Raw genomic sequence first — 13,911 nt, forward strand, 5'->3', positions numbered from 1 at the left:
GCGCCGCTCCACCACGTCCACCTCCTCGGCCTCCTCGTAGCAGCCCTTCATCTGCGCCAGCGCCCCGCCGCACTTGGGACACTGCTTGTCGGGCTCCTCCAGCGTGTGTTCCACCTCCAGCGTCGGCAGCGTGGGCTGGGCGCGCGGGCCGTGGCCGTGCGTGGGCGGCTCGGGTTTGTTCCCCTCGTCCTGCTCGCGCTGGGGGCGCTTCTCGCTGGAGCGGCCAAACAGCTCGCCGGTGCGCTGCGCGAGCTGCCGCTCCAACTCCTGCAAACGCAGCTGCAACTCCTCGGCGTCCTTGCCCTGGGCGCTCATCAGCTTGCGCGTGAGCTCCACCACGCGCGCCACCAGGCGTCTGTTTTCCGCCTCCAACAGGAGGGCCGCCTGGCGCAGCCTCTCCACGTCCTTCTCCGTCGTAAGCTGGAAGCTCATGCGCGGGTAGTGCCATGCCAGCACCCGCCCGCGCAAGTAGTGCGCGCGGCATGACTCACGAAGTCACCGCCCCAGCGTCCTCCGGCTGGAAGAGCGGCGCCAGCGTGTACGGCGCGGGCGACAGCGGCGCTCGTCCCACCAGCTCGCTGCCCTCCAGAAACAGGGCCAACTCCGACACCGTCAGCACCAGCGGCGGCTTGTCGCTCTCTGGCTGCCACAGCGGCGCGAAGCGTCCTTTCTCCAGCCGCTTGGCGTACAGGCACAGCCCGGTGCCGTCCCAGAAGAGCGCCTTGGCCCTCTTCCTGTCCCGTCCCACGAAGAGGAAGACGTCGCCCGAGAGGAAGTCGCGGCCCAGTGCCTGCGTCACCAGCCCGCTCAGCGCGTCGTAGCTCTTGCGCATGTCGCACGGCTGCCCGTAGGCGTACACCGCGAGCCTGCGCGTGGAGCCAATCACAGCAGCCCTCGCAGCAACCTCACCGCGTCCTCAACGCACAGGCCCTCTACCCGTACTCCTCCGGGCCCGTGCGCCACCAGCCCTCCTCTTCTGGCCTCGGGGCGCGCGTCCTTCACCTCCACGGGGACCAGCGCTGCCCTCGCGGGCTCCTCATGAGTGGCACGGCGAGCTGCGCTGCCCCAGCGGCTGAGCGTCCAACTGCTCACGCCCAACTCCTTCGCCGCTTCCTCCCTGCTCGCCCCCTGTTGCTGGCGCGCTCGCATGTACGCCACCGCTTCCTGTCTCTGCTCCTGCGTGTAGCGCGTACGCGGGCCCACTTCGCCCCGCTCGAGTACCTGCCGCCGGAACTTCTCCGCCTGCTCCTTCATTTCCATCGCTTCCTCCTCCTTCACGGGGGCGACGGACATGCTCACGCCTCTGCTCTCGCGTCACGACGGGCTCGGGCGAGGATTTACGGTACTCGCGCAGCACGTCCTCCAACGCCTCGTCCCCAGGCGCCGGCCGCAACGTCTCGGCTCGCTCCACCCACCAGTGCGAGGTAGTGCTCGCCCCCTCATGCGTCCCGGACAGCTCCACCCGCACCGTGCGTGGGCCCAGCCCCCGTGTGAAGGGCAATACCGCCAGCATGAGAGCCTGCGCTGCCCATCCGTCCGCGGGACGCACCCCGCCACCTGACCCGGCCTGGTAGGGCCCCGATTTCCAGCCCATCAGCCGGTCATCCTCCAGGGTGAGCTCCACCGTCATGCGCGCCGATGCGCCCGCGGGCACCTGGAGCAGGCGTACCACCTGATTCGCCATGGCCTGCACCGCCAGGAGCGGCCCGGCGATGGCCCCCGTGCGCCGCGCCGGATGTTTCCTCGCCTCTGGAGGCTCCTCCAGGGAGGCCGCCCCGTAGTCCCCCCTCCAACGGCTCCGCTCCCGATGCAGCGTGAAGGCCAGCGCTCCTGTGTGCGTCTCGGCGAGCACGGTGAGCAACCCCCTCAGCTCTCGCGTGAAGGCCTCCGCCCTCGCTACCTGGCCCTTCTCTCCTCCCACCGCGCCCCGGTGCTGGGACAGCAGCGTGAAGGCACCACGATCCACCCAGAAGGCGAACTCCAACTCCGTGCCCACCTGCTGCTCGCCGCTGGCCGCTTCCCACATCCGTGCCAGCACCCACTCCACCTCCGCCCGCCGTGCCTCGGCGTCCCCCCTCGTTCTCCGAGTCCGAAGCGCCCCATTGGGTGGAGACGAGCGTCGCCTCTCCCGGAGATGACGCGCGGTGCGGCACGGTGGCGCAGCCCTGCGCCAGCAACACCGCGAGCCCCACCGCCATGGCCCGCCAACATGTCCCGCGTGTCATCGGGGATTCCCTCTCCGAGCACGCCACCGGAGCGCTCGCACATCCGGGCCCCTCAAGGCCGCCAGCGCCACAGGTACATGCCGAACTCGAGCACCGGCGGCGTCAGCATCAGCACCAGCCCCGCCCACAGCAACGGCTCGCGCGAGAGCGGGCGCTGTCGCCTCCACGCCTCCAGGATGGAGACGCACAGCAGGTACAGCGCCGACAGCTCCAGCAGTCCCCCCACCAGCGGCATGAAGGGGGGCATGGAAATACCCGCGCCCCACTCCAGCACCCCCCGCAGGGCGAACAGCCCCGAGCAGGCCAACGCCACTCCCAGGAAGCTCCGGCTCTCGCGCAGCGGAACCTCCGGCGCGGGCGCGTCCAGGCCCTCGTGGCGCCAGTGTCTGCGCAGCAGCCCGTACGCCGCCAACGCCACCGCGAGCCCCGCCACCGCCCCCAATATGGGCCCCGTCTCGAACCGTGCCCGCGTCACCCACCGGCCATCCGCCAGCCGCGCCGCCGGCTGCATCGTGAGCGGATCCAACTCGTGCGGCGCCACCACCCGCGGCGTCACCGACACCACCAGCGCCCAGAGCACCAGCGCGCTCGCCACCGCCTGCAGCACCGCCACCGCGCGCAGCCAGATGGCCTCGTCCGGAGGCAGCGCCGCCTCCTCCGCTCCATCCGCGAGCCGCCTCAAATCCAGCCCCAGTGCCCGCGCACTCGCGTAGCGCCTCGAGGGCTCGAGCGCCACCGCCCGCCGCACCACCGCTCCCAGCGCTCCCGTCAGCGCCGGCGCCCCCGCCACCGGTGGCCGGCCCGTCACCAGCTCGTGCAGCAGCACGCCCACCGCGTACACGTCCATGCGCGGATCCGGCGGTGCCCCGGCGAGCGCCTCGGGCGCCATGTACTCGGGCGTGCCCACCACGGCGTGCGCGGCCGTGAGCGTGTCCCGAGGCCCTTCCTGGCGCACGATGCGGGCAATCCCGAAATCCGTCACCTTCACCGGGCCATCGTCCGCCACCAGCACGTTCGCCGGCTTGATGTCCCGGTGCACCACGCCGCGCTCATGCGCATAGGCCAGCGCGTCGCACACCTGGAGCACCACCCGCACCGCCTCCGCCGGCGCCATGGGCAGCAGCTCCGCCAGGGAACGGCCCTCCACCAGCTCCATCACCAGGAAGCGCTCGCCCTCCTCGTCGCCGAAGTCGTGCACCCGGACGATGTTCGGATGATCCAACAGCGCCAGCGCCCGCGCCTCCCGGGCGAAGCGGGCCTGCGCCTCGGCGCTGGAGGCCCCCTCCCCCGCGAGGAACTTCACCGCCACCGGCCGGTCCAGCCGCACGTGCCGTGCCCGGAAGACCCGGCCCATCCCTCCCCGGCCGATCTCCTCCTCCAGCTCCAGCGAGCCGATCCGCCCCGGATCCTCCACGTCCTCGTCCAGCAGGCAGCCCGGACATACCGCCAGGCGTCCGCCCACCCCAGGCGTGCCGCAGCGTGGACAACGGACACTCCTCGCCTCGGCGCTCATCGCTTCAGCACCCGGAGCAGCTCTGCGAGCTCGGCCTCCGCCTCCTCCGGCCCTCCCACCGTGTCCGCCACTTCCTCGCGCACCAGCTCGCGGTAACGCACCCGCGCCCGGTGCAGGAACGTCTTGAGCTGCGGCAGCGACATGCCGTGTGCCTCCGCCGCCTCCCGGTAGCTCGGCGGCTCGCCGGGACGGAAGAACTGGAGCACCAGCGCGAAGGGACCCTTGCGCGCCCCACTCTCGAACTCCTCCTTCAGCCGCCCCAGCGCCCGCTCCATGACGCTCGCCGCCCACTCCCGCTCGAAGGCCTCGTCCGGGCCCTGCGCATCCTCCGCGGCGATGCGCTCGGCCAGCTCGAAGTCCAGCGGCATGGGCGCCACGCCCCCTCCGCGCCGGGCGGCGCTCTCGCGCTCGTGGCGATGCACCAGGTGGTTGCGCGCCGCCGTCAGCAGGTAGCCCCGCAGACGGCCCTTCTCGGGGCTCAGCCGCTCGAGGAAATCGTGCTCCAGCAGCCGCACGAGCAGATCCTGCACGGCATCACGCGCGGGCTCGGCATCCAGCCCCTGGCGGCGCATGAAGACGTAGAGCGGGCGCCAGTAGGTGCGCAGCAGCGACTCGAGCGCCGCGCGGCGGGCCTCCGGCGAGGCTCGTGCCGACCGGATGACAGTCCAGCGCGTGGGTGGGAAGGCGCCGGGCCCTTCCTCTCGCGGATCTGCGCTCATGAGTCCGTTCTAGCGCACTTCCGGGATGGCCTTCTCGGGGGGGCGCTGATCGGGAGTGCACATCCGCGCCGGGCACTGCTCTCTGCCGGACACGCCTCCTCCGCCGCCTGGAGCAGCGTCTCCGTTTCACTGGAGGAAAAGTCCCTACCGCGTTGTCCGGGGGGATCTCGATCTCTAACGTCCGGTCCCGAAGCCGTACTCCCCGTCACACCCGAAGAGGACGAACCATGACGCCTGCCTCCCAGATGCCGATGCAGTCCGGAATGAACCCCATGATGGGCATGAACCAGATGCCGATGATGGGCATGAACCAGATGCCGATGATGGGCGGCATGATGGGCATGAACCCGATGATGGGCGGCATGAACCCCATGATGATGGGCGGCATGCCCATGCCCATGATGGGCGGCATGAACCCCATGATGATGGGCGGGATGATGCCGATGATGGGCATGAACCCCATGATGGGCGGCATGATGGGCATGAACCCGATGATGGGCGGCATGCCCATGATGATGCCCATGATGATGCGCATGCCGATGATGGCCCGGATGACCTGTGAGATGGGCAAGGACGGCATGATGTGCCGGATGATGCCCATGGAGTCCGGCCAGATGGAGATGATGAAGGAGTGCTGTGACGCGATGAACTCCATGATGGCCATGGGGATGCCGATGATGATGATGTGCAACGGCATGCCCATGATGATGTGCACCGCGAAGTAGCACCCGGGCCCCCGAGGGCCTGAAGCACGAGAGCCGGCGAGAGCCCCACGGGCCCGCCGGCTCTTCGTGTTTCGGGGCCCAGCGCCGCGCCTAGCCGACCGTCTCCGCGTACGTCATCACCAGGTACATCACCGCTTCCGTGTTGCTCGTGTTGCGGTACACGTGGGCCACATCCGCCTCGAAGAGGATGGCGTCTCCCGCGGCCAGCACGTGGTGCTCGTCGCCCCGGTCGATCTCCACCGTCCCCGCCGTCACCACCAGGTTCTCCATCGTCCCCGGTGGGTGCGCGTCCGCCCGCTCCTCCGCGTGCGCGGCCAGCCTCAGCTCGTAGAACTCCACGCGCCGCGGCTCGTCGAACGGGAAGAGCGCGCGCGAGCTGAAGCTCCCATCATGGGACGCCAGCCGCTTGGACTGCGCGGTGCGCATCACCCGCGTGCCCGTCTGCGCCGTGGTGCTGATCAGCGCCGAGAACGGGATGCCCAGCGCCCGGGCGATCTTCCAGATGACGTTGATGGTGGGCGCGCTCTGGCCCAGCTCGATCTGCCCCAGCATGGCCCGGCTCACCCCGGACGCCTTGGCGAGCCGCTCCAGGGACAGGCCCCGCTGGGTGCGCAGGCGGCGCAGGTTGCGGCCGACGATGGGCGCCAGGTCCGTCGACGCATCCGCGTGCGCCACCTCGTAGGCCCACTCCTCCTCGGAGCTCGGGGCCTCGGGCGCGGGGGCCTCCGCCTTCTTGGCCCCCTGCTCCTTCTTCTTGCCCTTGCCCTTGGCGGCGGGGGCCGTCTCTTCCGTTTCCTCCCCCGTGGGAGGGGTGTTTTCGCGGACCGATTTCACGTGGGCCAGACCATGACCCACACCCACACCGGCGTCCAGAGGCTCATGGGGGCGGGCGACCGAGTCGACGAAGGCCTGGACTCACGCCGCTTCCGGAACTCATCGAGGTTGATCACTTCGGCTGCCGAGCTCATGACAGATGGTCTCTCCGATAGCGGAACCATGTCCGCCGTAGCGGACGAACGCAATATCCGTTTTAACGGACGTCCTGTCAATGTCACCGCGCCGCGGGGAGGGCAGCCAGGCGTACCGGGCGCCTGGAGTGCCTCCCCGTGCTCCGTCAGGGGCCGCCGTGGGACTCCAGCCACGCCGTCACCTGGGTGGCCTCGGGGGCCTTGTGGGCCTGGAGGAACACCTCTCGCGCCCCGGCGGCCAGCTCCCGTGCCTTCTCGCGTCCCGTGCCCGTGTCCCAGAGGGCCCGGGCCAGGAGGAAGCGGACCTCCGCCGCCGTCTCCGGGGCAATGCGCGGGGAGCCCGCCAGCGCCAGCGCCCGCTCCAGCGGCGCCACCGCCTCGGCCGGCGCGTTCAGCGCCACATGGCTCCTGCCCACGCCCGCCAGCGGCTCGAAGAGCTCCGGGTGTCCTGGCGGGAGGTCCTTCTCCTGGAGGGACAGGGCCCGCTGGTAGTGCGCGAGCGCCTGCCGGTGCTGCCCGCCCTCCAGGTACCAGGCGCCCAGCCCTTCCAGCACGGAAGCCACATCGGAGGCCTCCTTGCCCAGCTCCTTCTCCGCCAGGGCCAGGGCGCGCTGGAGGTGCGGCAGGGCCTCGGCGCGGCGTCCTCGGGCCCGCAGGGCCCCGGCGAGGTCCACCAGGGCGGTGATGACATCCGGGGGATAGGGCTCCTCGATGGACTCCGCTACCCGCAGCGCCTCCTGGAAGCGCGTCAGGGCCTCGCCCTTCCTGCCCAGACCCTCCAGGGCCTCCGCCACCCGCATCAGACTGGCCGGAAGCTCCGTGTGCTTGGGCCCGAAGGCCTTCGTCCGGATGGCCAGGCCCCGCTCGGAACTGGCGAGACACTCCGTGTACTGGCGCAGAGCGCAGTAGCTGCCGCCCATGGAGCCCAGCGTCGCGCCCGTCTCCGGGTGCTCCGGCCCCAGCCCCGTCTCCCGCGCCGTCAGGGCCCCCCGCAGGTAGCGCAGGGCCGCCGCGTCATCCCCGAGGTGCTGCGACAAGCGCCCCAGGTTGTGGAGCGCGTTGCCCGTCTCCGGATGCGTGGGCCCCAGGGCCTTCTCGTAGATGGCCTGCGCCTGGACGAGTTGCTGGCGCGCCTCCTCGTACCGGTTCAGCTTGGTGAGCGCGGCGCCCAGGTTGTTGAAACCCGCCGCCACCTCCGGGTGATCGGCCGGGTAGACCTTCTGGCGCAGCGCCACCACCCGGCGGAAGTGCTCCAGGGACTCGTCCATCTTGTCCTCGCGCAGGAGGATGGAGCCCAGCGCGTTGGTGACGAAGGCCTCGATGCGGTCATCCCCGCCCATGCGCTCCAGCACCGCGCGGGTGTGCTCGGCCCACTCGCGGCCCTGCTCGAACTCGGCCTGGAGCATCCCCGAGCGCACCAGCCGGGCCGAGGCCGAGGCGATGACCTCGTCGTGGCGGCCGGCCTCCGCGGCCCATACCGCCCGCCGCAGCGTGGCCTCCGAGGCCGGGAAGTCCCCGGCCTTCTCCTCCAGGGCGCCGCGCAACTCCAGCACCTCGGCCTCCAGCGGGCGGTAGCGCACGGCCACCACCTCCCCGGCGAGCGTCCGGACGCGCTCCAGGGCGGGCTTGAACTGGCCGCTGTCGAAGAGGGCCCGCGCCTCGGCGAGCCTCAGCCGCGATTGCTCCACCTTCTCCCGCGTGGCGGGGTCCTCCGGCGGGCGGACGGTGGCGCGCAGGGCCTCGACGTTGGCGCACCCATCCAACGTGGGCAGCGCATGGGCGGCCTTCGCGGCCTGGTCCACCAGGGCGGCGTCCGCGCGGGAGTAGACGTCCGTGAGGGCATGGAGCGCGTGCAGCCGCCGCTCCAGACAGGCCATGCGCAGCGAAAGCACCTCGTCGGACTGCTCGCCGCGGACGCGGGTGGCCTCGCAGGACTCGGCGTGCATGGAGACCCAGCCCTGGGCGTAGGTGTCCAGCACCTGGGCCGTGCGCGACCAGGACTCGTCCGCGTTGGGCTTGCCGGTGGTGTGGAAGGCCTTGCCGAGCGACTCCTTGCGCGCGGTGTCCCACAGCCCTTCCAGGTGACGGGCGCCACCCCGGCAGGGCTGCTCCGCCTGGGCCCGGTACTGGAGGGGCAACCCCACGCCGAGCGAGAGCAGGAGGAGGCCAGCGGCCGCCGCCAACCAGTACCGCTGCTGCATCGGCAGCGTCTGGCCGAGCGCCTCGAGCAGTGCCTCCATGGAGGCGAAACGCTGCTCGGGATGGGGGTCCAACCCCCGCAGCACGAGGCGCCGCAGACTGGCGGGCACCCGGGCGTCCCGGGGCGGCTCGGGGGTGCGCCAGGTGGAGGGCGGGCCCGGCGTCCGGCCATGGGGCCGCTCTCCATAGAGGGCCTCGTAGAGGGCCACGCAGTAGCTGAACTGGTCCGAGCGCGCGTCGAAGGCGCCTCCGCTGTAGAGCTCCGGCGCCATGTAGGCCGGCGTGCCGATGACGAGGCCCACCCGGGTGAGGGGCGTGTCCAGCGGTGAGCTGCCCCGCTCGGACAGATCGAGCTCGGTGAGCGCGGGCAGGGACTCCTCCGTGGCCGCCGCCGGCCGGGCCAGGCCGAAGTCCAGCACGCGCACGCGCCCGTCCTTGCCCAGCAGCACGTTGTCCGGCTTGAAGTCGCGGTGCACCAGCCCCGCCGCATGCGCGGCCGCGAGCCCCCGTCCGGCGGCGGTGAAGACATCCACCACCTCGCGCCAGGAGCGGGGCGCCTGCTTGAGCCAGTCGCGCAGCGTGGGTCCCTCCACCAACTCCATGGCGAGGAAGACGCGTCCGTTCCACGTCCCCACGTCGAAGATGGAGATGACGTTCGGGTGGGCCAGCCGCGCCAGCGCCTGGGCCTCGCGCATCAGCCGGGCCTGGCCGCCGCTCTTCTCCACCTGATCCGCGCTCTTCTGGAGCAGCTTGAGGGCGAGCTTGCGGTCCAGCTCGGGATCATACGCGGCGTACACCACGCCCATGCCGCCAGCGCCGAGCTTGTCGAGCACCATATAGCGGCCCACCATGGCGCCGCGCGGGAGCACCTCATCGGGAGGAAGCTCGGCCAGCGGGGCCGGCGCGGCCACCACGTTGGTGGGCTCCTCCTCCGACGAGGAGAGGGGGGTGCCACTGCGCACCAGCAGGAGGCCGCACGAGGGACACCGCTCCGCGTGCGCGAGCAACCGCGCCACCTCCGCCTCCGGGAAACGTCCCGACAAGGCCTCGCGTACGGCGCCTTCTTCCGGGCAGATGCTGTCGTCGATCGGGCTGTCCGCCATGGCTCGTTCCTATGTGCCCCACATTCTGACCCGAGGCGTGGAGGGTTGGCCACTCCGGAAGCGGCTGGCATAGGCTCGCGGACGAGGAGGCTCCGCGAGTGCCAGGCGGCGACCCACGCGACCACATCCCCGACGTGCGAGACGGGCTCACCCGGGCCGAGCGCATCATTCTGCACACACTGCACCAGCTCGAGCGCGAGCGCGGGGGCCGCTCCGTGCCCACGGCCATGCTCTACGGGTACGTGGTGGAGCGGCTCGACATCGGCCCCGGCGAGTTCCAGGACATCCTCACACGGCTGGTGGGACGCCGGGTGCCGTGAGGGCCCTGCTTCAGGAATACGGCAGGGACTCGTCCAGCCGAGCATCCGGCCGCTCGAGCCACCGCCCCCACTCGGTCAGGACACGCCGCGCGTAGATGTGGGCGCCCTGCCCGCGAGCGATCTCCAGCACCCGCAGGAACGCCTCCCGCGCCTCCGGCGCCCGGCCGCGCAGGACCAGCAGTTGGGCCCGGACCAGATGCGCATAGGCCTCGAAGCTGGTCTCGCCGGCATGGAGCTTCTCGGGCACCAGCGCGTGCTCGATGGCGTCCAGGCCCTCCTCGGCCCGGCCCAGCTTCAAATAGATGTCGGCGAGCATGGCGGAGTTGTGCAGGGTGCCGATGACGAAACCCGAGCGCGCCCAGGCCTCGAGCGCCCGGTGCATGAGCGCCAGTCCCTCTTCCGCCTGCCCCAGCTCGGCGAGCGCCCATCCCTTCAACAGGGTGGACCACCACAACCAGAGCAGGAACCGGTGCTCGCCCGCGAGCGCCACGCCCTGCTCCGCCCACTCCAGCGTCCTCCGGCCATCCCGGCGGATGTGCGCCCCGAGGGCCGCGTAGGTGAACACGCTCGCGCACGTGTGGGGATGTCCGAGCCGGCTGGCCAGTTCCAGCGCCTCCTGCACATGGCGCCGGGCCACCTCCTGCTCGTCGAGCGCCGAGTGGATGACGGAGCTGAAGGCCAGGGCCACCGCCCGCGGGTTCACCGCCTGCTTCAACGCGAGGGCCCGGTGGCGCTCGAGCGTGGACTCCTCGGAGTGGGCCAGGGCCTGCTCGATGTGGGCCAGGGCCGTGGGCATGTTCCCCCAGGTGAAGGAGTCGATGGCCATCATCCGGTGCCCCATCACCAGCAGCTCCCGGTTGGACTGGCGCTGGCCCAGCTCCACTTGCAGCTCGGCGATCTCGTGCGCCTCCTGGAACTTCATCTGCGTGAAGTAGTAGGAGTACGCGCCCCAGTACGACAGCTCCATCCGGCCCACGCCCTCGCCCACCTGCCGGAAGAGCTCGCGCACGCGCTCATACACCTGCTCCACCTCGGGCGAGTGGTAGCCCCGCAGCTGCACCAGGGGCAGTCCCAGGGCCAGCAGCAGCTCCAGCTCATCGGGAAGGAGCGACGCGGCCTCCGGCAGGCTCCGCAGCAGCTTCAGCGCCTGGGTGAGGTGGCTCACGGCCTCCTGGTTCGCGTAGCGCCGGCTGGCGCGCAGGCCCGCCTGCTTCCACGCGCGGATGGCCGGCTTCAGTTCCCCGGCCTCCGTATAATGATGGGCGAGCAGCTCGGGCCGGTGCTCCACCATTCCAGGGAAGTGCTCCACCAGGGCGAGCGCGATGCGCCGGTGGTGCTCGCGCCGCACCCCGCGCGTCTGGGACTGGTACGCCGCCTCCTGGATGAGCGCGTGGCGGAACTGGTAGCAGGGCCCGGAGGCCTCCTCGTGGCGCTGCAGCAGACCCGCCGCCACCAGCCCCGCCAGATCCCTGCGCAGCTCGGCCTCGCGCAGGCCCGTCACGGTGACGAGCAGCTCGCGCGTGAAGCCACGGCCCAGGACGGCGCACCACCAGGCCAGCTCCTTCTGGCGCCGCGGGAGCGAGTCCAGCCGCGCCAGCAGCAGCTCCTGCAGGGTGACCGGGATGGACGCCGCCGCCCCGCCCTCCAGCAGCATGCGCGTCATCTCCTCGGCGAAGAGCGGAACACCATCCGTGCGCGCCACGAGCTGCTCCAGCACCGCCTCGGGCAGGTTCCGGCCCCGGGCCACCTCCTTCGCCAGACGCGCGGTGCACTCCGCCGGCATCCGCTCCAACGTGAGCGGGTGGAACTCCGGCCGCGCGGGCCAGGGCGGGCGGAACTCGGGACGGGCGCTGAGCACCCCCATGACGCGCGCCGGCCCCAGCCGCTCCATCAGCAACCCCAGCATCCGCAGCGTCGAGGGGTCCGCCCAGTGCAGATCCTCCACCACCAGAAGCACGGGATGCGCCGCGGACACCCGCAGCAACAGGGTGCCCAGCGCGTCCAACAGCTCCTCCAGCTGCCGCTCCGGCGTGAGCCGCAGGTGCGGCGACGACTCCGCCACCGGCAGCGACAGCAACGAGGCCAGCAGGCCCACCTGCACGGGCTTCAGCTCCCAGGGCGCGAGCCACTCCTCCAGCACGCGCAGGTTCTCCTGGGGAGAGCGCTCGGAGGAGAGCCACAACCGCTGCAACGCCTCGATGAGGGGGTGGAAGGCACTGGTGGAGAACTGGGACCAGCACTGCAACCGCAGGGGCAGCGCCTGCTCCCGGCCGATCCGCTCGCGCAGCTCCTGGATGAGGCGGGACTTGCCCATGCCCGCCTCGCCCGAGAGCAACACGAAGCCGCCCTCCCCCGCGCGCGCCCGCTCCCAGCGCGAGAGCAATTCCTCCACCTCCCGCTCCCGCCCCACCAGCGGCGTGAGCCCTCCCCCCACGGCCAGCGTCCGGTCGAACCGGGACACCGTCTGGCGAGCGCTCAGCACGCGGTACACCCGGATGCTGCGCGAGCCCTCGTAGGAGCGGGGGCCGAGCGACTCCGTCTCGAACGCGCGATGCACCAGGGCATGGGCCTCGCGGCTGAGCACCACCTCGTCGGGCCCGGCCTGGAGCGCCAACCAGGCCGCCACCTTCGGCGCTTCCCCCTGGATGCCGGGCGTGCGCCCCCGCAGTTCCTTCGGAAGATCGTCCAGCATCACCATGCTGGTGTGGATGCCCACCTGCACCCGCAGCTCCGGCCCGTCCCGCCACGGCAGCCGCTCCCGGAGCGCCTCGCGGATGGAAGGCAACAATGACAGGCCCGCATGCACGGCGCGCTCCGAGTCCTCCTCGCGCGCCACCGGATAGCCGAAGCACGCCAGCGCCTCGTCGCCCATGCACAGGGTGACGAAGCCGCCATGCTGTTGGATGACCTTGGAGAAGCCGCGATGGAAGGCCGCCTCCCACTCGCCGAAGTCCTCGGCGTCCATGCTCCCCGCGAGGTGGGTGAGCCCCTCGAGCCTGCACGCCACCAGCGTCACCTGCCGCCGCTGCGGGGCCACGTTCCTCGGCTGCTTGCGCCCGGGACGCAGGTGCTCCTCCAGCTCGCGCAATTCGTCCTGCAGCTCGGCCGCGGAGAGCAGCCGCCGGGAGGAGTCCTTCGCCAGCATCACCGCCAGCAACGACTCCAGCTCCCAGGGCAGCTCCGGGTGGCGCTCGCGCAACAGCGGCACGGGCTCGGAGGACAACACCCGGGCCCGCAGCTCCTCCAGGTTCATGCTCACGTAGGGTAACTCTCCCGTGAGCAGCTCGTAGAGCACCACGCCCGCGGCCCAGATGTCGGTGCGCTCGTCCAACGCCTCGCCCCGCCACTGCTCCGGCGCCATGTAGGGCGGCGTGCCCGCCATGGGCAGACGGGGGGCCAGCGCGGTGGTGGGATCCAGGAGGTATGCCAGCCCGAAGTCGAGCAGCTTCACCCCGCCCTTGCGGGTGATGAGGACATTGCTGGGCTTGAGGTCGCGGTGGACGATGTGATGCTCGTGGGCGTGCGCCAGCCCCGCGGCCACGGCCATCATGATCTCCAGCGTGCGCCGCAGCCCGGGCCGCTCGCGTTGCATGAGGTGGGCGAGCGACTCGCCCTCCAGGCGCTCCATCACCAGGAAGGGAATGCGCTGCTCGTCCGGGCGCCCGGCCCACTCGGCGACGTCGAAGATGCGGACGATGTTCTCGTGGTCGAGCCGCGCGATGGCTCGGGCCTCCGCCAGCGCCAGGCCCGCCAGTTCCTCGCGGGGCACGAGGAACTTGAGGGCCACCTCGCGCCGCAACTGCTCGTCCCAGGCGCTCAGGACCCACCCCATGGCACCCGCGCCCAGTTCCTCGAGGAGCTTGAAGCGGCGGCCGTCCTGGCCACCCAACCGCTCCCCGGGCACCGGCCTGCGCAAGGGCACGGGCACATGGGCCACTTCCCTCAAGAAGGAGTCATCCAGGTCCGAGTCCCCGGATACTCCACTCAGGCGCGCATCGGGCCAGGACGCCGCCGGTGGCCCGTCGATGGGCCTATCACCCGTGTCATCGCCACCTTGCATGGCATTCTCCCGCGCCCCCTCGACGGAACCCACTCCGGCGCCCTGCCTGCCCGCCCTGGAAAGCTATGGAGCCGAAGGG

General features: G+C 71.4%; 10 protein-coding genes. 1 reads left to right on the top strand and 9 read right to left on the bottom strand.

Annotated features, from left to right (window positions below):
- From BO221_RS18880 to BO221_RS18915, 8 genes are all read right to left on the bottom strand, one after another.
- Positions 1–432: hypothetical protein (locus BO221_RS18880; RefSeq protein ID WP_198956142.1), on the bottom strand; the 432-nt coding region annotated here is incomplete at its 3' end.
- 55 nt (positions 433–487) lie between these two features.
- Complete coding sequence (tnpB, locus tag BO221_RS18885) at positions 488–886, bottom strand: IS66 family insertion sequence element accessory protein TnpB (protein ID WP_083680609.1); 399 nt, start codon at positions 884–886, stop codon at positions 488–490.
- On the bottom strand, positions 883–1,293 hold the full coding sequence (locus BO221_RS18890) for a helix-turn-helix transcriptional regulator (protein ID WP_073558437.1): 411 nt from the start codon (positions 1,291–1,293) through the stop codon (positions 883–885). Before BO221_RS18890 ends, tnpB begins: the two co-directional genes overlap by 4 nt.
- A gap of 984 nt (positions 1,294–2,277) precedes the next feature.
- Positions 2,278–3,738 carry a serine/threonine-protein kinase gene (locus BO221_RS18895; protein WP_083681175.1) on the bottom strand — a complete coding sequence of 487 codons (1,461 nt, stop codon included), beginning with the start codon at positions 3,736–3,738 and terminating at the stop codon, positions 2,278–2,280.
- Complete coding sequence (locus BO221_RS18900) at positions 3,735–4,457, bottom strand: RNA polymerase sigma factor (RefSeq protein ID WP_043411564.1); 723 nt, start codon at positions 4,455–4,457, stop codon at positions 3,735–3,737. Before BO221_RS18900 ends, BO221_RS18895 begins: the two co-directional genes overlap by 4 nt.
- Positions 4,458–4,662: 205 nt before the next feature.
- Positions 4,663–5,172 (bottom strand): hypothetical protein, encoded by a 510-nt coding sequence (locus BO221_RS54900; RefSeq protein WP_158079874.1) that lies wholly within the window; start codon positions 5,170–5,172, stop codon positions 4,663–4,665.
- Positions 5,173–5,272: 100 nt separating this feature from the next.
- Positions 5,273–6,016, bottom strand: coding sequence for a helix-turn-helix domain-containing protein (locus BO221_RS18910; protein WP_233166146.1), 744 nt, complete (start codon positions 6,014–6,016; stop codon positions 5,273–5,275).
- A 280-nt stretch (positions 6,017–6,296) separates the two neighbouring features.
- Entirely contained in the window at positions 6,297–9,452 is a 3,156-nt protein-coding gene (locus BO221_RS18915) for a serine/threonine-protein kinase (RefSeq protein ID WP_073561893.1), read from the bottom strand.
- Positions 9,453–9,550: 98 nt separating this feature from the next.
- On the opposite strand from BO221_RS18915, the gene BO221_RS18920 reads away from it, so the two are divergent.
- On the top strand, positions 9,551–9,772 hold the full coding sequence (locus BO221_RS18920) for a hypothetical protein (protein WP_073561894.1): 222 nt from the start codon (positions 9,551–9,553) through the stop codon (positions 9,770–9,772).
- A 10-nt stretch (positions 9,773–9,782) separates the two neighbouring features.
- On the opposite strand, the gene BO221_RS18925 is transcribed toward BO221_RS18920, so the two are convergent.
- Positions 9,783–13,832 carry a protein kinase gene (locus BO221_RS18925; protein WP_073561895.1) on the bottom strand — a complete coding sequence of 1,350 codons (4,050 nt, stop codon included), beginning with the start codon at positions 13,830–13,832 and terminating at the stop codon, positions 9,783–9,785.
- Between the last annotated feature and the right edge of the window lie 79 nt (positions 13,833–13,911).

The sequence above is a fragment of the Archangium sp. Cb G35 genome (assembly GCF_001896145.1).
Taxonomy (GTDB): domain Bacteria; phylum Myxococcota; class Myxococcia; order Myxococcales; family Myxococcaceae; genus Archangium; species Archangium violaceum.